Here is a 17,745-nt window from a genome sequence, read left to right on the forward strand (position 1 = left end):
GGCTGAGTCCCGTGCAATACAGGACTCAGCCCTTGGCTGCCTAGCCTTTACTGTCCAACTTCAGGGGGTCAGTTCAGACGCCGGCTTTTTTCTTCGATGCAATCTGCTCAGCGTTCGACGATATCGAACGAATGCGTCAGCTCCGCCGTCTTCGCGAGCATGATCGACGCCGAGCAATACTTGTCGTGCGACAGGTTGATCGCGCGCTCGACCGTCGCCGGGTTCAGATTCTTGCCCGTCACCGTGAAATGAAAGTGAATCTTGGTGAACACCTTCGGGTCTTCGCTCGCGCGGTCAGCCTTGAGCGTGACCGAGCAGCCCTCGATCTCCTGGCGGCTCTTCTTCAGGATCATCACGACATCGTAGGCGGTGCAGCCGCCCGTTCCAAGCAGCACCATTTCCATCGGGCGCGGTGCGAGGTTGCGACCGCCGCCTTCGGGTGCTCCGTCCATCGCGACGAGGTGACCGCTACCGGTTTCGGCGGCGAAAGCCATGCCGTCCTGTCCCATCCAGCTCACTTTGCATTCCATGCTCAGGCTCCCGCCGCTTGACACGTTTTTCAGAGGTTCGATTGTAGCGGGTCGTGCGTTTGGCGGCTTCGCGCAATCACGGGTTGACGGCGTCGGAAAGCCAGACACGATTCGCTGGGTTCTAACTAATCCCTGTTCTGAATGGGGCTTCTGCAGTACGCCGCAGCAAACAACGCCGTCCAACTCGTTGATTCTTCGAGGAGAGCCGCGATGTCCGACGTTTCACATCGTGAGTTGATGTTCCATGATGCAAGTTTCCTTGCCTATGCGCACGAGCGTGCCTATACTCGGTTTCATTGGTTGTCGCAGTACGACGAATCTACCGTGTCTCCTCCACCTCCTCCTTAGTGGATTGAACCCGAGCCTTCAGACGCTCGGGTTTTTTTTCGTCCAATTTGCGCCTCAAGCGCGGCCGCTTCGCCGGTGAAACGGCCAACTCTTTGACTCGTCGAGTCTTTTCCCGATATAATCCAAAGTTCTCTTCGCCACACGCCCGCGGAGAGAGGCCTGGGAGAGCCTGCACGCGCCGTCGAGCGCACCTATAAGCAGGACCGAACAAGGCAAGAGCAAAAGGGCAAATTAATTTTTGGATCGATCATGAAGACGTTTTCCGCAAAAGCCGAAGAGGTGACGCGCGAATGGTACGTGATTGACGCGACGGATAAGGTTCTCGGCCGTGTCGCCAGCGAAGTGGCACGCCGTCTTCGCGGCAAGCACAAGCCTGAATTTACTCCGCACGTCGACACTGGTGATTTCATCATCATCATCAACGCCGGCAAGCTGAAGGTCACGGGCAACAAGACCACGGACAAGAAGTACTATCGTCACTCGGGCTACCCGGGCGGCATCTATGAAACGACGTTCGGCAAGATGCAAGAGCGCTTCCCGGGCCGTGCGCTCGAGAAGGCAGTGAAGGGCATGCTGCCGAAGGGTCCGCTCGGCTACGCAATGATCAAGAAGCTGAAGGTCTACGCCGAAGCAACGCATCCGCATACGGCTCAACAGCCTAAAGCGCTCGAGATCTAAGGGGAGCCCACATGATCGGTAACTGGAACTACGGTACGGGCCGCCGCAAGAGCGCCGTCGCTCGTGTCTTCATCAAGTCGGGCAAGGGCGAGATCATCGTCAATGGCAAGCCCATCGCCGACTACTTCTCGCGTGAAACGTCGCTGATGATCGTGCGTCAACCGCTCGAACTCACGAACCACGCCGCCACGTTCGACATCAAGGTCAACGTGAACGGCGGCGGCGAGACGGGTCAGGCAGGCGCGGTTCGCCACGGCATCACCCGCGCGTTGATGGACTACGACGCAACGCTGAAGTCGCAACTGTCGAACGCAGGCTTCGTCACCCGCGACGCGCGTGAAGTGGAACGTAAGAAGGTCGGTTTCCACAAGGCACGCCGCAGGAAGCAATTCTCGAAGCGTTAATCGCTTCGGCATCGCCTGGAGCCGGGACTTCCGGCTTCGAAGCGAAGCTGCCGCAAAAGCCGCCCGCACGCTACGTGCCGGCGGCTTTTTCTTTGGCGCGGCGGGCTGGACGTGTCAATCTTGCATATAGCCTCTTGATTTCATGGGCATTCGGCACGATTTTGAGATCAGCCCTACAATGGTGGCTAGAAGCTACTTGGAGAATTCGCATGAGCGCTGTCAGCGACACCCCCACGACCGAAATGCCGATGCCCTTCGTCTTCACTGACGCGGCTGCGGAGAAGGTCAAGCAATTGATCGACGAAGAAGGCAATCCGGATCTGAAGCTGCGCGTGTTCGTGCAAGGCGGCGGATGCTCGGGTTTCCAATACGGCTTCACGTTCGACGAAGAGGTCAACGAAGACGACACCGTAATGGACAAGAGCGGCGTGCAGTTGCTCGTCGATTCGATGAGCTATCAGTATCTCGTCGGCGCGGAGATCGACTATAAGGACGATCTCAACGGCGCGCAGTTCGTGATCAAGAATCCGAACGCGACGACGACGTGCGGTTGCGGATCGTCGTTCTCGGTCTAATCGCTCATCCGGCGGTCAGAATGAGAAACGGAGCCTTCGGGCTCCGTTTTGCGTTTCCGGGCGCATGACGCTCAATGCGGATAGATGGCGCCGAGCACGCGCTCGCCAGCCGCGCCCGTGACCGCGGCGAGATTTCCCGGCTCACGCGCGACGCAGCGCATCGCGAGCCACGCGAACGCGAACGCTTCGACCTGTTGCGGCGGCACGCCGAGGGCGTCGGTGGTCATGACGGGGACACCCGATGCGCCGGTTCGTTCGAGCGCCTGCTGCAACATCTTCAGCAGCACCGGATTGCGCGCGCCGCCGCCGCACACATAGACCGCACGCGCATCGGCTGCATGGCGTTCGATCTCGCGTGCGACCGTCGTGGCCGTGAGCGCGGTGAGCGTCGCCTGGACATCGGCGGGAGAGAGGTTCGGAAACGCTGCGAGCTTTGCATCGAGCCACGCCGGGTTGAACAGGTCGCGCCCGGTGCTTTTCGGCGGCGCTTCTTCGAAGAACGGCTCGTCCAGCAGCGCGTTCAACAGCGGGCGATTGACCTCGCCGCTCGCCGCGAATTTCCCGCCATCGTCATACGGTTTCTGCAGATGCCGATGCGCCCACTCGTCGAGCAGCGCGTTAGCCGGACCGCAGTCGAAGCCGCGCACCGCGCCGTTCGCCGCGAGAATCGTGATATTGCTGATGCCGCCGAGATTGCAGACGACGCGCGTCTCGTTCTTCGCACCAAAAACGGTCGCGTGAAACGCCGGCACGAGCGGCGCGCCTTGCCCGCCCGCGGCGACGTCGCGGCTGCGGAAATCGGCGATGACGTCGATGTTCGTCATCTCCGCGAGCAGCGCCGGATTGTTGATCTGCCGCGTATACCCTTTCTCCGGCCGATGCCGCACCGTCTGTCCGTGCACGCCGATGGCGCGCACTTTGGACGCCGAATAGCCGCTAACGCTCTGCAACTCGTGGCAGCAGACGGCGTAACGCGTCGCGAGCGCGTTGCCGGCGAGCGCCTCGCGTTCGATCTCGTTGTCGCCGGGGGCCTGGAGCGAGAAGAGGGCGTCGCGCAGGCCTTGAGAAAACGAAACGTGCGCCTCGCCGAGCACGACCGGCGGCTTGCCCGTTGTGAATTGCACCGCGACGCCATCGACGCCGTCCATGCTGGTGCCGGACATCAGACCGAAGTACACGCCGTCCGCCTTGCCGGTTTCGATCACTTCGGCTTTCTTCCCCACGTTGCTCTCCTCGTCGATGCGCGTCCGTCAAGCCGCGATTATCCGCGCAATGAGAGGCCGCGTTAAGACTCTTGCGCACGGCGCGCCGGCGATGCAAACGCCCGGAAACGGCACGAAGCGCAACGTCATCGCGTAAAATCCTGTGCCTGAACAAGCCTTTGCGCGCGATGTCATCGCACAAGCCGCGTTCGACGCGCGCCAGGCATCGCATCCATTACACATCACAAGCCGCAAGCATGACCACTGACTCCAACGCTTCTTCCTCGCCCGCCGCGCAGGCGCTTCCGATCACCGACGAGGTGCGCGCGGCGCTCGCCATCGCCAAGCGTGGCTGCGACGAACTGCTGATCGAAGACGAGTTCGCGCAGAAGCTCGCGAGGAGCGCCGCGACGGGCAAGCCGCTGCGCATCAAGCTCGGCCTCGATCCGACCGCACCCGACATCCACATCGGCCATACGGTCGTGCTGAACAAGATGCGCCAGTTGCAGGACCTGGGGCATCAGGTGATCTTCCTGATCGGCGACTTCACGTCGTTGATCGGCGATCCGTCTGGCCGCAACGCGACGCGTCCGCCGCTGACGCGCGAGCAGATCGAAACGAACGCGAAGACGTATTTCGAGCAGGCTGCGCTCGTGCTCGACCGCGAAAAGACCGAAATCCGCTACAACAGCGAATGGTCGATGCCGCTCGGCGCCGACGGCATGATCAAGCTGGCGTCGCGCTACACGGTCGCGCGGATTCTCGAACGCGAAGACTTCACCAAGCGCTTCCAGAGCGGCGTACCCATTTCGATCCACGAGTTCCTCTATCCGCTGATGCAGGGCTACGACTCCGTCGCGCTCAACGCGGACCTCGAACTGGGCGGCACGGACCAGAAGTTCAACCTGCTCGTCGGCCGCGAATTGCAGAAGCAATACGGCCAGGAACAGCAATGCATTCTGACGATGCCGCTGCTCGAAGGGCTGGATGGCGTCGACAAGATGTCGAAGTCGAAGAACAACTACGTCGGCATCAGCGAGAAGCCCACTGACATGTTCGGCAAGCTGATGAGCATTTCCGACGTGCTGATGTGGCGTTACTTCGAACTGCTGTCGTTTCGCAGCATGGACGAGATCGCGGGCTTCAGGCGCGAAGCGGAAGGCGGCCGCAATCCGCGCGATTTCAAGGTGATGCTCGCCCAGGAGATGGTCGCGCGCTTTCACTCCCCGGCGGACGCCGAGCGCGCGCTCGAGGACTTCAATCATCGCGCGAAGGGCGGCGTGCCGGACGATATTCCGTCGGTCACGCTTACGGGCGCGCCGCTCGCCATCGGCCAGTTGCTAAAGCAGGCGGGGCTCGTGCCGTCGACGAGTGAAGCGCTGCGCAACATCGAGCAGGGCGGCGTGAAGATCGACGGCGCGACCGTCTCCGACAAGGGCCTCAAGGTCGAGGCAGGCGAATTCATCGTGCAAGTCGGCAAGCGCCGCTTCGCCCGCGTTTCGCTCTCGGCATGATCGCCCTCATTCAGCGTGTGCGGCGCGCGGACGTGCGCGTCGGGGACCGTGTGACCGGCGCAATCGACGCGGGCCTGCTCGCGCTGGTCTGCGCCGAGCGCGGCGACAACGAAGCCGCCGCCGACAAGCTGCTCGCGAAGATGCTGGCGTATCGCGTCTTCAGCGACGCTGCGGGCAAGATGAACCTGCCGGTGCAGAACATCGACGGCGCGGGGCGTGCGGGCGGCGTGCTGCTGGTATCGCAATTCACGCTCGCCGCCGATACATCGAGCGGCCTGCGCCCGAGCTTCACGCCGGCCGCGCCTCCCGACGAAGGCAAGCGCCTCTTCGATTACTTCGTGCGCGAGGCGCGGGCGAAGCATCCGATTGTCGAGACGGGAGAATTCGGCGCCGACATGCAGGTGTCGCTCGTCAATGACGGCCCCGTCACGTTCTGGCTTCAGGTGCGTCCATGACGACTCAGGTCTTGTTCATCCGCCACGGCGAAACCGACTGGAACCGCATCAAGCGCATTCAGGGGCACATCGACATTCCGTTGTCCGCGCATGGCTTCCTGCAGGCCGAACAACTCGGCGAGCGCCTCGCGCGCGAAGGCCGGCTCGATGCGGTCTATTCGAGCGATCTGCTTCGCGCCCAGCAGACGGCGCGTCCTTTCGCCGATGCGCTCGGGCTTACCGTGCGGCTCGCGGAAGGCTTGCGCGAGCGTCAGTACGGCGCGTTCCAGGGCCACGACAGCGACGAGATCAACACGAAGTTTCCCGCCGAATACGTCGAGTGGCAGACGCGCGATCCGGGCTTTGCGCCGCCTGGCGGCGAATCGCAGCGCGTGTTCTATCACCGCGTGATTCACGCGATGGAACCGATCGTCGCCGCGCATCCGGGCGGGCGGATCGCATGCGTCGCGCATGGCGGCGTGCTCGATTGCATTTACCGGTTCGCGATGAAGCTGCCGCTGTCGGAGCCGCGCGGCTGGCCGCTGCTCAATTGCAGCGTGAATGTCGTCGATTACGAAGTGGATGGCGCGACGGTCGTATCGTGGGGCGATATCAGCCATCTGGCGACCGATACCGACGACGACAACCTGCGCAAACGCGCCTAGGTCCGCTTCGCCGCGGCTCTTATCCGCGCCCGCTTCGCAATCCCGTTGACGAGCGCCCAGCGCATGACGGGGGCCATCGCCCGCACGCCGGGACGCGCGATCACGCGTCTCACCGGCGCAAGCGCGGACAGGCCGAGCATCTCCTGCGCCCAGTCGGGCAGCAGGTCGACACCTGCACTGAACACGAGCTTGCTCGCCGGCTTCATCGCGATGCTCGGCGTCGGCGCGTCCTTCAACGCGCGGATGACTTCCTGCGTGCGATCGCCTGCTTGCAGTTCAGGGCGCATGGCGGTCAGATACGCTTCGATCTGGGCGCGCGTGACCGGCACGTTGCGTGCGCCGAGCATTCGCGCGATCGTCGCGGTTTCATCGAAGTAACGGTCCTGATCGGCCTTGGATAGCGCGGGATTCACGTAGCGCAGATAGCCAGCGAGAAAGCTCGACACTTCCGCGACGTGCACCCAGGTCAGCAAATCGGGATCGTTCGCGCGATACGGACGGCCATCCGGTGCGATGCCCGTAACGTCAAGATGAATCGTCGTCACCCGTTCGATGAGCGCGAGCGCGTCGGTGCGATTGCCGAACGTCGTGCCCGCGACGAAAGTCGCCGTGCGGCGCAGGCGGCCGAGGATGTCCGTACGAAATGTCGAGTGGTCCCACACGCCCGCCAGCGCCAGCGGATGCAGCGTCTGAAGCAGGAGCGCGCTGATGCCGCCCGCCATCATCGACGTGAAATCGGCGTGGACTTTCCAGCAGACGGCGTCCGGCCCGAAGAGCCCGGGATCGCCGGGGGGCGACGAGTAATCGAGCCTGGGGCCGCCGCCGGTCGTCAGACCCCGTGACGCCGCGCGCAATCGATGACCGCACGCGCGTAATCAGCGTCGCCTGATCGGACATGCGCTAACCGTTGCTCGCGTCCCAGAGGTCGCGAATCGGCCCGGCATCGGGCGCGGCAATGCCGAAGTGGCGGTAGGCGAGCAGGGTCGCGACGCGTCCGCGCGGCGTACGCTGCAAATAACCTTGCTGGATCAGATACGGTTCGAGCACGTCCTCGATGGTGTCGCGCTCTTCGCCGATCGCCGCCGCGAGATTGTCGACGCCGACGGGACCGCCATCGAACTTGTGCAGGATGGCTTCGAGCAGCTTGCGGTCCATCAAGTCGAAGCCGACCGGATCGACGTCGAGCATTTTCAGCGCGGCATCCGCGACTTCGCCAGTGATGTTGCCGTCCGCCTTCACTTCCGCATAATCGCGCACGCGCCGCAGCAGCCGGTTGGCGATACGCGGCGTGCCGCGCGAGCGCCGCGCGATTTCGAGTGCGCCCTCGGGCACGATGTCCGCCTTCAGCAGCGACGCCGAACGCGACACGATGCGCGCCAGTTCGCTCGCGTTATAGAACTCGAGCCGCGACACGATGCCGAAGCGATCGCGCAGTGGATTCGTCAGCATGCCCGCGCGCGTCGTGGCCCCGACGAGCGTGAACGGCTGCAGGTCGAGCTTCACGCTGCGCGCGGCCGGTCCTTCGCCGATCATGATGTCGATCTGGTAATCCTCGAGCGCCGGGTACAGGATTTCTTCGACGACCGGCGAAAGCCGATGAATCTCGTCGATGAAGAGCACGTCGTTGGCTTCGAGATTGGTCAGCAGCGCGGCGAGGTCGCCCGCGCGTTCGAGCACCGGTCCCGACGTCTGCCGCAGATTGACGCCCATTTCCCGCGCGATGATGTGCGCGAGCGTCGTCTTGCCGAGCCCGGGCGGGCCGAACAGCAACACGTGATCGAGCGCTTCCGAGCGGCGCTTGGCCGCTTCGATGAAGATTTCGAGCTGGCCGCGAACCTTTTCCTGACCGACGTATTCGTCGAGCTGGCGCGGACGCAGCGCGCGTTCGAAGGCTTCTTCGTTCGGCGAGACGGGCGTGGCCGCAATGATGCGTTCGGCGGCGAGTTTGTCGGTTTCGATCATGGGTCGATTGTACAGCGTGCGTTTCTCGCGACGAGGCGCGAAGCGCGGCGCGGACTTATGGACGGATGCGCAGCGACGAGCGCCGTCAAGCAATCTCGCCCGTTTCGACAGCGGGCCGCTGAAACCTTTATCCCTTCGACAACGCCTTCAACGCCAGCTTGATCCCCTCCGACACGCCCGTTCCCGCCGGCACGTTCTTGACGGCGGCAAGCGCTTCCTTCTCCGAATACCCCAGCGCGAGCAGCGCATTCAGAATGTCCGACGCGTGATCGGATTGCGAAGCCGCGCTCGCCATCGCGCCGAGATCCGCGCCGAGCTTGCCTTTGAGCTCGAGCAGCAAGCGCTCCGCCGTCTTCTTGCCGATGCCCGGCACGCGCGTCAGACGCGCGGTGTCCTGCGTCGTCACGGTCTGCGCGAGTTCCTGCACGCTCATGCCCGAGAGCACGGCCAGCGCCATGCGTGCGCCGATGCCGCTGATCTTCAGCAGCTCGCGGAACGTCGCCCGTTCCTGCGACGTCAGGAAGCCATAGAGCAAATGCGCGTCTTCACGCACGATCATCTGCGTGAGCAGCACGACCTTCTCGCCCGCGTTCGGCAGGTTGTAGAACGTGCTCATCGGCACATCGACTTCATAGCCAACGCCGTTGCAGTCGACGAGCAGGTGCGGCGGATTTTTTTCGAGCAGAACGCCGGCAATGCGACCGATCATGTTTTCTTTCTGAGGGTAGAAGATTTAGCCGATGAGCCTGCCGCGTCGCACGCGCAAGCCTTTCTTTGCGAGCGACGGCGCGATGCCGCCCAGCGTCGCGAGCCCCGTGCCGCCATGCGCGTGACAGATCGCCATGCCGAGCGCATCGGCGGCGTCGGTGCTTGGCACGCCGGAGAGGGTGAGCAGCCGCACGACCATCTGCTGCATCTGCTCCTTCGTCGCGCGGCCATAGCCGACGACCGCCTGCTTCAACTGCAGCGCCGTATATTCGGCCACCGGCACACCGCTCGCGACGAGCCCGCATATCGCCGCGCCGCGCGCCTGTCCGAGCAAAAGCGTCGATTGCGGATTGACGTTCACGAAGACTTTCTCGATCGCGGCCTGATCGGGATTGTGCTGGCGAATGAGCGTGGAGATGCCGTTGAAAATCGTATTCAGGCGTGAAGGCAGATCGGCATCGGCGGTCTTGATGACGCCGCTCGTCACGTAGTTGAGCGAATGCCCGCTCACGTCGATGATGCCGAAGCCCGTCACGCGCAAGCCGGGGTCGATGCCTAGGATTCTCATTCGTTCGCGATGCGGCTCGTGGAAATCAAAATGGCCTGTTTGCGCCGTCAGCAGCACAAACAGGCCAATAGTAAATGAAGCGAGCCGGTTTAATGGCGGAAGTGACGCGTGCCGGTGACGATCATCGCGACGTTGTGCTCGTCGGCGGCGGCGATCACTTCGTCGTCACGCATCGAGCCGCCCGGCTGGATCACGCAGGTCGCGCCCGCGTTGACGACCACGTCGAGCCCGTCACGGAACGGGAAAAACGCATCCGATGCGACCGCCGAGCCGTTCAGCGACAACCCCGCGTTCTGCGCCTTGATGCCCGCGATGCGCGCCGAATCCACGCGGCTCATCTGGCCCGCGCCGACGCCGAGCGTCATGCCGCCGCCGCAAAACACGATGGCGTTCGACTTCACGTACTTCGCGACGCGCCACGCGAACAGCAGATCGTCCATTTCCTTCGGCGTCGGATGACGCTTCGTCACGACGCGCAGTTCGTGCGGCTGCACGTTCTTCGCATCGAGCGATTGCACCAGCAGGCCGCCGCCGACGCGCTTCAGGTCGAAGCTGTTGTGACCCGCGCCCAGCGCGATCTGCAAGAGACGCACGTTCTGCTTCGCCGCGAACACCGCGCGCGCCGCTTCGCTGAACGACGGCGCGATCAGCACTTCGACGAACTGCTTGGCGACGGCCTGCGCCGCCGCTTCGTCAACTTCGCGATTGAACGCGATGATGCCGCCGAATGCTGAGGTCGGATCGGTCTGGAACGCCTTCGAGTATGCCTCGTGTGCGTCAGCGCCAACCGCGACGCCGCACGGATTCGCATGCTTGATGATGACGCAGGCGGGCGCGTCGAAGGTCTTCACGCATTCCCAGGCCGCGTCCGAATCCGCGATGTTGTTGTACGACAGTTCCTTGCCCTGCAGTTGCTCGTAGTTGGCGAGCGCGCCGGCCGGCACGGAAAGATCGCGATAGAACGCCGCGCTTTGATGCGGGTTCTCGCCGTAACGCAGGTCCTGCACCTTCTCGAACGCGAGATTGAAGGTGGCCGGATACGTATTGCGCTCGCTGTGCTGGAGTGCTTCGGTGAGGCTCGTCAGATAGTTCGTGATCGCGCCGTCGTATTGCGCCGTGTGCGCGAAGACTTTCGTCGCGAGGCGGAAGTTGGTCTTGTAGCCGACGCTGTTGCCGTTCGCGCGCATTTCGCCGAGCACGGCGGAGTAGTCGGCGGGATCGACGATCACGGTCACGTCGCGATGATTCTTCGCCGCCGAGCGCAGCATGGTCGGCCCGCCGATATCGATGTTCTCGATCGCGTCTTCCAGCGAGCACTGTTCCTTCGAGACCGTCTGCACGAACGGATACAGGTTCACGACCAGCAGATCGATGGTCGGAATGCCGTGCTGGTCCAGCGCGGCCATGTGCTCGGGCAGGTCGCGGCGCGCGAGAATGCCGCCGTGCACTTTAGGATGCAGCGTCTTCACGCGCCCATCGAGCATTTCCGGGAAGCCGGTGTAATCGGCGACTTCGGTCACGGGCAGGCCCGCGTCGGCGAGCAGTTTGGCCGTGCCGCCGGTCGAGAGGATCTTGACGCCGAGTTCCGACAGCGATTTCGCGAAATCGACGATGCCGGATTTGTCGGAAACGGAGATGAGCGCTTGCTTGATCATGATGAACACTGAAACCGAAAAGGATAACCAGGCCGGACCAAGGCAAGCGCCCCAGTCCGATGAATCAAATCAATCCGTGCTGCTGGAGTTTCTTGCGTAGCGTGTTGCGGTTGATGCCGAGATACTCGGCTGCAAGCGACTGATTGCCGCCCGCCTGCTCGAGCACCACCTCGAGCATCGGTTTCTCCACGCACGAGATCACCATGTCGTAGACGTCGTGCGGGTTCGAGCCGTCCAGGTCCTGAAAATAACTGTCCAGGCTCTGGCGGACGCATTGTTCGATGTTATGTCTGCTCATGCGGCTATTAGTCGGTCGGTGTGGTCTTGCGCGCCGCACGATTCTTCCCCGGCCGCGTCCTCGGCGTCCTTCGCCTCGTCGACGTAAATGAGACGGTCCGACAACGCCTTTTGCGCGTCGAAGAATTCGTTCACAGCGAGCAATTGTTCTTTGGTCGTGTCGAGCGTATTCATCCGGTGGCGGAAGGTGCCCGCGCCGGAAAGGCCGCGAGTGTACCAGCCGATGTGCTTGCGCGCAGTCCGTACGCCCGTGAATTCCCCGTAGAACGCATAGTGATCTTCGAGGTGCTCGTTCATCACCTGCTGAATCTCGTCGATGCGCGGCATCGGCATGCGTTCGCCCGTCTTCAAGAAGTGCTCGATCTCGCGGAACAGCCACGGACGACCCTGCGCCGCGCGGCCGATCATGATGGCGTCGGCGCCCGTCGCGGCGAGCACGTCGCGCGCTTTTTCGGGCGTGGCGATGTCGCCGTTCGCGACGACCGGAATCTTCACCGATGCCTTCACGGCCGCGATGGTTTCGTACTCCGCGTCGCCCTTGTAAAGGTCGGCGCGCGTGCGGCCGTGCACCGTGAGCATGGAGATGCCGGCATCCTGCGCGATCCGCGCGATGGTCAGCGCGTTCTTGTTCTCGCGATTCCAGCCCGTGCGAATCTTGAGCGTGACCGGCACTGCGTCCGGGCCGACGCCGACCGCCTGAACCACCGCCTCGACGATGCGCGCCACGAGCGGTTCGTTCTGCAAGAGCGCCGAGCCGGCCGCGACATTGCAGACCTTCTTGGCGGGGCATCCCATGTTGATGTCGATGATCTGCGCGCCGTTGGCGACGTTGTGACGCGCGGCCTCGGCGAGCATCTGCGGGTCCGCGCCCGCAATCTGCACCGAGATGGGCTCGACTTCGCCCGCGTGATTCGCGCGGCGCATGGTCTTTTCGCTCTTCCACAACTGCGCATTGGACGCGACCATCTCCGACACCGCGTAGCCCGCGCCCATGCGTTTGCAGAGCTGGCGGAACGGGCGGTCGGTGACGCCCGCCATCGGAGCGACGAACAGGTTATTGCGCAGGACGTGTGAACCGATGGTGACCATGGAGGCTTTGGCCTCCGCGCTGGCGATTGCGCGACAGGGATGCCGGCTTCACGTCAGGCGGATGCAAGGATGCGGAAGGGAAACGCGTATTTTAACGCTAAGCGGCTGCTGAAATTAAGAGCAATCGCGTGCAAGTCTTTAAATCTTCGATGAAAGCGGGCGAGGGAGAGGGGGATAAGTTCGGGCTTGCGGGCGATGGACTGGGTCGAAAGCGCGTCGGTCACACTACGCCTGCCGCCTGCCGCCTGCCGCCTGCCGGTCAACGGCCGCGCTTCGACTCTTCTCTGCGAGCGCGAGCGGTCGCAGAGAAGAAAGCGCGGGAGAAAGGCATCGACAAGGGCGTCCGCTGCTGGCAGTTCGGTGACGGAACGCCGAGTGCGAGCGCCAGCGCGCCAATTGCGGCCGACCGGCCGAGAGAACAAGGCGCCACCACGAGCGCCCGCGTCCGTTACCGCCGTTGCCCGAACATCATCTGCCGCGCGAGCGCCGTCTTCAACGGCGGCAGAAACTCGAGCGCAGTCAGCGCAAGACCGCGCACCGCGGCCAGCGGTGCGAAATCGACGGTGAAGATTCGCGCGAGCGAATCCGTAGCGCCGATGGTGAGACGCCGGTCGAGCGCGCGGCGCTGGGCAAAATGCGCCAAGGCAAGCGGACGCGCACCATCGGCGGAGAGCGCGTCGCAAAGCGCCAGCGCATCGCGCAGACCCAGATTCAGCCCCTGACCGGCCACTGGATGCAGCGTCTGCGCCGCATTGCCGATGGCCACCGTGCGGCGGTCGACGAGCGCGTGCAGCGCCGTCAGCCCGAGCGGAAACGCCGCGCGCCCGGCGATGCGCGTAAATCGCCCCATGCGCCCGCCGAACGCGACGCCCAGTTCCGCGAGAAACGCGTCGTCGTCCAGTTGCATGCGGCGCGCCGCTTCATCGGGCGGGGCGCACCAGACGAGCGAATAGTCCGCATGACGCTGACCGCCGCAGGGCAGAAGCGCAATCGGGCCTTCGTTCGTGAAGCGCTCCCACGCGACGTTCGCTTGCGGGTCCGACACGCTCACCGTGCCGACGATCGCCATTTGCCCATAATCGCGCGCGCGCCGGTCGACCGGCGCCGCAGCCTCGCGCGGCGCCTGCTGATACAGCCCGCCTTCGGCGTTGACCAGCACTCGAACGCGGATCGTCCGCTCGCCGCTCGCGGATTGCAGCGGCAGCGTGACGCCGTCGTTGTCCTGCAAGGGCGGGAGCGCGGAGGTATCGGTAATCCAGTCGACCGTGGTCTTTTTCACCGCGTTCGCGAGCGCCGTGACGAGCGACCCGTAACGCACGACATAACCGAGTTCCGGCAACTCGTGCTCGTCATGCTCGATCAACGTGCGCCCGAAGTGCCCGCGCTGCGATACGTGGATGCGGCGAATCGGCGTGGCGTCGGCGGGAAAGCCGAGCGGCTGCAGCATCACGCGGCTGCCGTGCGACAGTGCGAGCGAGCGCGGGTCGTTGGCGGCGGCGTCGGCGGTGCGCGCGTCGATCAGCGCGATCGACAGCCGCGAGGTGGCGCTGCGCCGCGCAAGCCAGCCGGCGAGCGCGAGCCCGACCGGCCCGGCGCCGACGATGGCGATGTCGTAGTCGAAATGCGGTTCAGTGATCGCGTCGCTCATGTTCTAGGTCTTCAATTGCCGATGGATTCGCGCATCAGCGCTTCGATTTCGTCCGCCGCGACTGGCACTTCGCGCGTCAGCAGTTCGCAGCCGCCGGGCGTGACGAGCGCGTCGTCCTCGATGCGGATGCCCGTGTTCCAGTAGCGCTCGGGTACGTCCTCGGCGGCGCGCACATACAGCCCCGGTTCGACGGTCAGCACGTTGCCCGCCGCGAGCGCGCGCCAGGGACGCGCGCCTTGCTCGTCGCGGGGGCCATCGGCGTCGCGGTATTCGCCCGCGTCGTGCACGTCCATGCCGATCCAGTGCCCGGTGCGATGCATGTAGAAGCGCATGTAGGCGCGCTCCGCGATCACGTCGTCGACGCTGCCGAACTTCGTCTTGTCGACGATGCCCGTATCGAGCAAGCCTTGCGACAGCACCTTCACGGCGGCCTGATGCGGCGCGTCGAAGCTCACGCCGGCGCGCGTGGCGTCGATCGCGGCGGCCTGCGCGGCGAGCACGATGTCGTACAGCTCGCGCTGCGCGGGCGAGAAGCGGCCGTTCGCCGGAAAGGTGCGCGTGATGTCGGACGCATAGCCGTCCAGTTCGCACGCGGCGTCGATGAGGATCAGGTCGCCGTCGCGCGCGATCGCGTTGCCCGCCGGATAGTGGAGCACGCACGCGTTCGCGCCCGCCGCGACGATCGAGCCATACGCGGGCGCTTGCGCGCCGTGGCGGCGAAACGCGTAGAGCAGTTCGGCTTCGATTTCATATTCACGCATGCCGGGGCGGCAGGCGCGCATTGCACGGCGATGCGCCTCCGCCGAGATGGACCCGGCGCGTCGCATGATCGCGATTTCATGCGCGTCCTTCACGAGCCGCATTTCGTCGATGAGCGGCAGCACATGTTGCGCTCTCGCCGGCGCGCGGACGCCGCTGCGGCCTTGCGCGCGCACGGCGGCGAGCCAGTTGCGCACTTGCGCATCCAGTTCCTCGGACGTGCCGAGCGCGTAAAACAGCGCGGGCTTGTCGGCGATCAGGCGCGCCATCTGTTCATCGAGCGCGGCGATGGGGAACGCGGCATCGAGACCGAAGGCATCGCGCGCGGCCTCCGGACCGTAGCGAAAACCTTCCCACGTTTCCCGCTCGGCGTTCTTCTCGCGGCAGAAGAGTATCGACGCGGGCTCGCCGTTCTCCGCGCTCGCATCGAGCACGAGCGTCGCTTCGGGTTCGGTGAAACCGGTCAGGTAATAGAAGTAGCTGTCGTGACGAAAAGGGAAGTCCGTGTCCCGATTGCGCATGACTTCGGGCGCAGTCGCGACGATGGCGACGCCGCCGCCTTCGGCGCGCAACGCCGCGAGCAGGCGTTCGCGGCGGCCACGGTAGATATCGACGGCGATCGGGCTGGCGTGTTCGGTCATTGAGTTCATGCGCCCGATTGTAGCGCCGGGCCCGAAGCCGCGCGACCAGGCCATTCGGCCTAGTGGTGCGGCTCCGAATGATGTTGCATGCTCACTCTTCCGGGCGGTTGCGCACGCTTCCCGCGATCAGGTCGAAGCGGAACAGCCGGCATTCGAGCGCGCCGTTGAAGAGCGGCGTTTTCGTCGATTCGCGCAGCCGCAGCAGCCCCGGCAGCTTGCGGTCGGACGTGAGCACGTACGCGCGCCAGCCCGGGAAGCGTTGCTTGAGCGCGTTGCCGAACGAGATGAAGAATTCGGTATCGGCGGGATCGGGTTGGGCGCGGGCGAAGGCGTCGTCGTCCTCCCGGCGCGAACGGGGCGTGTCGCGCACTTCGCCGCGCGGCCCGCGTCCACGCACTTCGATACGCTCTCCGTACGGCGGATTCGCGATGAGGATGCCGGGCTCGTCGGTCGGCGGCGTCATGTTGCGGGCGTCGACCTGTTTGAGCGATACATCGGCGACGCCCGCGCGGCTCAGATTTGCGCGAGCCTTTTCCAGCATGTCGCCGGAAATGTCGCTGCCGAAGATGCCGAGCTGTGCCTGCGATGCGCGCGTCGCGCGGCGCGCTTCTGTCGCGGCGGTCTTGAGCTTTTGCCACATGCCCGGATGGAACGGCTTCAGCTTCTCGAAGCCGAAGCGCCGGTCACTGCCCGGCGCGATGTTGAGCGCGGTTTGCGCGGCTTCGGCGAGGAACGTGCCGCTGCCGCACATCGGATCGAAGAGGGGCGTGCCGGGCGTCCAGCCGGTGAGGCGCAGGATGCCCGCGGCGAGGTTTTCGCGCAGTGGCGCCGCGCCCTTGTCGAGCCGCCAGCCGCGCTTGAAGAGCGGTTCGCCGGAGGTGTCGAGATAGAGCGTGCATTCGTTCATCGTGAGGAACACGAACACGCGTACGTCCGGTTGCGCGGTGTCGATGCTCGGGCGAGCGCCGCTGATGTCGCGCAGGCGGTCGCAGACGGCGTCCTTCACGCGCAGCGTCGTGAACTCGAGGCTCTTGAGCGGCGATTTGATCGCGGTGAGATCGACGCGCATCGTCTGGCTCGGCGTGAACCACTGCTCCCAGCGCTGCCGATGCGTGAGATCGTAGATGTCGTTCTCATTGCGATACGGGCCGTGCGCGATCTTCAGCAACACGCGGCTCGCGATACGCGAATGCAGGTTCGCCGCCATGCCCGCGACCCAGCCGCCCCGGAAATGCACGCCGCCGGGCACTTGCGCGCCGACGTTCAGCGGACCGCCGCCCGAAAGCGGCGCGCTGCTGACATGGCGTTCCCCGATCTCGGCAAGCTCGGCGGCGAGCGGCGCTTCGAGACCGCGCGGGCAGGGGACAAACCAGTCGAAAAGAGGGGAAGACATGTGGGAATTCTGCGGGGTTCAAAGGCGGTATTGTACGCGGGCGAACTTCGGAGGGCGTGCGCTAGAATTTGCCGCGCTGTCGTCTCGCGGCCGTGCGCGTTTTAACGAATCGCGTCTTCGTCGATTTCCTTTCGGCCAGACGTTCAGAACGGGCGGCGCTTCAGCGTTTGCAAGGCACGCATCCGTCTAAAGACGAGTACATGCATTCGCTACGAATCAGAAATGGTTAACTGGGCCTATTTTCCGAGATCCGTTAAGGCGACGCCGCTTGCGATCGGCGTTGTCGAGGCGTTCAAAGAAGTTCATTCACTGATCGCTTCGGATATGCATGCGCTTCCGAGCAACGGCGTTTTGGCCCATGTTGCTACGCCCCTTGCGGAACTCGGCTTTGCAGTCGAGGCAGGGAAAAAGCACGTAGACAAGATCCGGGTCCCCGTTCTGTATGGAAACAATGGGCGCGTCGCCAAGTCTTTCGAAGCCGATGCCTATCACGCAGGCGGAGGATTCGTTGTCGAAGTCGAAGCGGGCCGTGGAGTCGCCAACAACCAGTTCCTCAAAGACTTATTTCAGGCTTGCATGATGGACGACGTCGAATATCGGCGGATTCAACCGGTCGATGCAACACCTAAAATTTGCGTGAGCAGCGGAGGTGTTGCAAATGAAGCAGCGACCGAG

Annotated in this window: 18 protein-coding genes and 1 pseudogene; 7 read left to right on the top strand and 12 right to left on the bottom strand. The window is 64.1% G+C overall.

The genetic code is table 11. From position 1 onward, the window contains the following. Positions 1 to 107: 107 nt before the first annotated feature. Positions 108 to 530 carry an OsmC family protein gene (locus tag AB6804_RS29660; RefSeq protein WP_035961697.1) on the bottom strand — a complete coding sequence of 141 codons (423 nt, stop codon included), beginning with the start codon at positions 528 to 530 and terminating at the stop codon, positions 108 to 110. Between the two features lie 597 nt (positions 531 to 1,127). Between AB6804_RS29660 and rplM the strand changes: the two genes are divergently transcribed. The 3 genes from rplM (at position 1,128) to erpA (ending at position 2,535) form a co-directional block, all read left to right on the top strand. Beyond that, complete coding sequence (rplM, locus tag AB6804_RS29665) at positions 1,128 to 1,556, top strand: 50S ribosomal protein L13 (protein WP_035961695.1); 429 nt, start codon at positions 1,128 to 1,130, stop codon at positions 1,554 to 1,556. Positions 1,557 to 1,567: 11 nt separating this feature from the next. Further along, positions 1,568 to 1,960, top strand: a complete 393-nt coding sequence (rpsI, locus tag AB6804_RS29670; protein ID WP_370889495.1) for a 30S ribosomal protein S9 — start codon at positions 1,568 to 1,570, stop codon at positions 1,958 to 1,960. A gap of 209 nt (positions 1,961 to 2,169) precedes the next feature. Then, on the top strand, positions 2,170 to 2,535 hold the full coding sequence (gene erpA / locus AB6804_RS29675) for an iron-sulfur cluster insertion protein ErpA (protein WP_244793516.1): 366 nt from the start codon (positions 2,170 to 2,172) through the stop codon (positions 2,533 to 2,535). A gap of 71 nt (positions 2,536 to 2,606) precedes the next feature. On the opposite strand, the gene AB6804_RS29680 is transcribed toward erpA, so the two are convergent. After that, a complete protein-coding gene (locus AB6804_RS29680) occupies positions 2,607 to 3,737 on the bottom strand; it encodes an anhydro-N-acetylmuramic acid kinase (RefSeq protein WP_370889503.1) in 1,131 nt (376 codons plus the stop codon). Positions 3,738 to 3,994: 257 nt separating this feature from the next. Between AB6804_RS29680 and tyrS the strand changes: the two genes are divergently transcribed. The 3 genes from tyrS to AB6804_RS29695 are packed head-to-tail and all read left to right on the top strand — an operon-like array spanning position 3,995 to position 6,350. After that, entirely contained in the window at positions 3,995 to 5,251 is a 1,257-nt protein-coding gene (gene tyrS / locus AB6804_RS29685) for a tyrosine--tRNA ligase (RefSeq protein ID WP_370889496.1), read from the top strand. Further along, positions 5,248 to 5,706, top strand: coding sequence for a D-aminoacyl-tRNA deacylase (gene dtd / locus AB6804_RS29690; protein WP_244793515.1), 459 nt, complete (start codon positions 5,248 to 5,250; stop codon positions 5,704 to 5,706). Before tyrS ends, dtd begins: the two co-directional genes overlap by 4 nt. Beyond that, entirely contained in the window at positions 5,703 to 6,350 is a 648-nt protein-coding gene (locus AB6804_RS29695; protein WP_370889497.1) for a histidine phosphatase family protein, read from the top strand. The genes dtd and AB6804_RS29695 overlap by 4 nt, the downstream gene beginning before the upstream one ends. Here AB6804_RS29695 and AB6804_RS29700 read toward each other — a convergent pair. The 10 genes and pseudogenes from AB6804_RS29700 to AB6804_RS29745 form a co-directional block, all read right to left on the bottom strand. After that, positions 6,347 to 7,247: pseudogene (locus AB6804_RS29700) on the bottom strand (oxygenase MpaB family protein). The gene AB6804_RS29695 and the pseudogene AB6804_RS29700 overlap by 4 nt on opposite strands. Before the next feature lie 3 nt (positions 7,248 to 7,250). Beyond that, on the bottom strand, positions 7,251 to 8,312 hold the full coding sequence (gene ruvB / locus AB6804_RS29705; RefSeq protein ID WP_035961686.1) for a Holliday junction branch migration DNA helicase RuvB: 1,062 nt from the start codon (positions 8,310 to 8,312) through the stop codon (positions 7,251 to 7,253). Between the two features lie 127 nt (positions 8,313 to 8,439). Continuing rightward, entirely contained in the window at positions 8,440 to 9,021 is a 582-nt protein-coding gene (ruvA, locus tag AB6804_RS29710) for a Holliday junction branch migration protein RuvA (RefSeq protein ID WP_035961684.1), read from the bottom strand. Between the two features lie 24 nt (positions 9,022 to 9,045). After that, positions 9,046 to 9,588: a crossover junction endodeoxyribonuclease RuvC gene (ruvC, locus tag AB6804_RS29715; protein ID WP_035961683.1), complete on the bottom strand. Its 543-nt coding sequence runs from the start codon at positions 9,586 to 9,588 to the stop codon at positions 9,046 to 9,048. A gap of 89 nt (positions 9,589 to 9,677) precedes the next feature. Further along, positions 9,678 to 11,243, bottom strand: a complete 1,566-nt coding sequence (gene purH / locus AB6804_RS29720) for a bifunctional phosphoribosylaminoimidazolecarboxamide formyltransferase/IMP cyclohydrolase (protein WP_370889498.1) — start codon at positions 11,241 to 11,243, stop codon at positions 9,678 to 9,680. A 64-nt stretch (positions 11,244 to 11,307) separates the two neighbouring features. Continuing rightward, positions 11,308 to 11,541, bottom strand: coding sequence for a Fis family transcriptional regulator (locus AB6804_RS29725; protein WP_087643302.1), 234 nt, complete (start codon positions 11,539 to 11,541; stop codon positions 11,308 to 11,310). Continuing rightward, complete coding sequence (dusB, locus tag AB6804_RS29730; RefSeq protein ID WP_370889499.1) at positions 11,538 to 12,629, bottom strand: tRNA dihydrouridine synthase DusB; 1,092 nt, start codon at positions 12,627 to 12,629, stop codon at positions 11,538 to 11,540. Before dusB ends, AB6804_RS29725 begins: the two co-directional genes overlap by 4 nt. A gap of 448 nt (positions 12,630 to 13,077) precedes the next feature. Beyond that, the gene (locus AB6804_RS29735) at positions 13,078 to 14,277 is read right to left on the bottom strand and encodes a UbiH/UbiF/VisC/COQ6 family ubiquinone biosynthesis hydroxylase (RefSeq protein ID WP_370889500.1); all 1,200 of its coding nucleotides are present in this window, start codon (positions 14,275 to 14,277) and stop codon (positions 13,078 to 13,080) included. An 11-nt stretch (positions 14,278 to 14,288) separates the two neighbouring features. Beyond that, positions 14,289 to 15,686 (bottom strand): aminopeptidase P N-terminal domain-containing protein, encoded by a 1,398-nt coding sequence (locus AB6804_RS29740; protein WP_370889501.1) that lies wholly within the window; start codon positions 15,684 to 15,686, stop codon positions 14,289 to 14,291. 82 nt (positions 15,687 to 15,768) lie between these two features. Continuing rightward, positions 15,769 to 17,070 (bottom strand): class I SAM-dependent RNA methyltransferase, encoded by a 1,302-nt coding sequence (locus AB6804_RS29745; RefSeq protein WP_035961673.1) that lies wholly within the window; start codon positions 17,068 to 17,070, stop codon positions 15,769 to 15,771. Positions 17,071 to 17,292: 222 nt separating this feature from the next. Between AB6804_RS29745 and AB6804_RS29750 the strand changes: the two genes are divergently transcribed. Next, the coding region (locus tag AB6804_RS29750; protein WP_370889502.1) for a hypothetical protein at positions 17,293 to 17,745 on the top strand (453 nt) is incomplete at its 3' end.

Source organism: Caballeronia sp. RCC_10 (genome assembly GCF_041360715.1).
Taxonomy (GTDB): domain Bacteria; phylum Pseudomonadota; class Gammaproteobacteria; order Burkholderiales; family Burkholderiaceae; genus Caballeronia; species Caballeronia grimmiae.

Bases quoted from the DNA above. Each gene is read 5' to 3' on its own strand.
- AB6804_RS29660 (WP_035961697.1), bottom strand. From the start codon at position 530: ATGGAATGCAAAGTGAGCTGGATGGGACAGGACGGCATGGCTTTCGCC.
- rplM (WP_035961695.1), top strand. From the start codon at position 1,128: ATGAAGACGTTTTCCGCAAAAGCCGAAGAGGTGACGCGCGAATGGTAC.
- rpsI (WP_370889495.1), top strand. From the start codon at position 1,568: ATGATCGGTAACTGGAACTACGGTACGGGCCGCCGCAAGAGCGCCGTC.
- erpA (WP_244793516.1), top strand. From the start codon at position 2,170: ATGAGCGCTGTCAGCGACACCCCCACGACCGAAATGCCGATGCCCTTC.
- tyrS (WP_370889496.1), top strand. From the start codon at position 3,995: ATGACCACTGACTCCAACGCTTCTTCCTCGCCCGCCGCGCAGGCGCTT.
- dtd (WP_244793515.1), top strand. From the start codon at position 5,248: ATGATCGCCCTCATTCAGCGTGTGCGGCGCGCGGACGTGCGCGTCGGG.
- AB6804_RS29695 (WP_370889497.1), top strand. From the start codon at position 5,703: ATGACGACTCAGGTCTTGTTCATCCGCCACGGCGAAACCGACTGGAAC.
- ruvB (WP_035961686.1), bottom strand. From the start codon at position 8,312: ATGATCGAAACCGACAAACTCGCCGCCGAACGCATCATTGCGGCCACG.
- ruvA (WP_035961684.1), bottom strand. From the start codon at position 9,021: ATGATCGGTCGCATTGCCGGCGTTCTGCTCGAAAAAAATCCGCCGCAC.
- ruvC (WP_035961683.1), bottom strand. From the start codon at position 9,588: ATGAGAATCCTAGGCATCGACCCCGGCTTGCGCGTGACGGGCTTCGGC.
- purH (WP_370889498.1), bottom strand. From the start codon at position 11,243: ATGATCAAGCAAGCGCTCATCTCCGTTTCCGACAAATCCGGCATCGTC.
- AB6804_RS29725 (WP_087643302.1), bottom strand. From the start codon at position 11,541: ATGAGCAGACATAACATCGAACAATGCGTCCGCCAGAGCCTGGACAGT.
- dusB (WP_370889499.1), bottom strand. From the start codon at position 12,629: ATGGTCACCATCGGTTCACACGTCCTGCGCAATAACCTGTTCGTCGCT.
- AB6804_RS29735 (WP_370889500.1), bottom strand. From the start codon at position 14,277: ATGAGCGACGCGATCACTGAACCGCATTTCGACTACGACATCGCCATC.
- AB6804_RS29740 (WP_370889501.1), bottom strand. From the start codon at position 15,686: ATGAACTCAATGACCGAACACGCCAGCCCGATCGCCGTCGATATCTAC.
- AB6804_RS29745 (WP_035961673.1), bottom strand. From the start codon at position 17,070: ATGTCTTCCCCTCTTTTCGACTGGTTTGTCCCCTGCCCGCGCGGTCTC.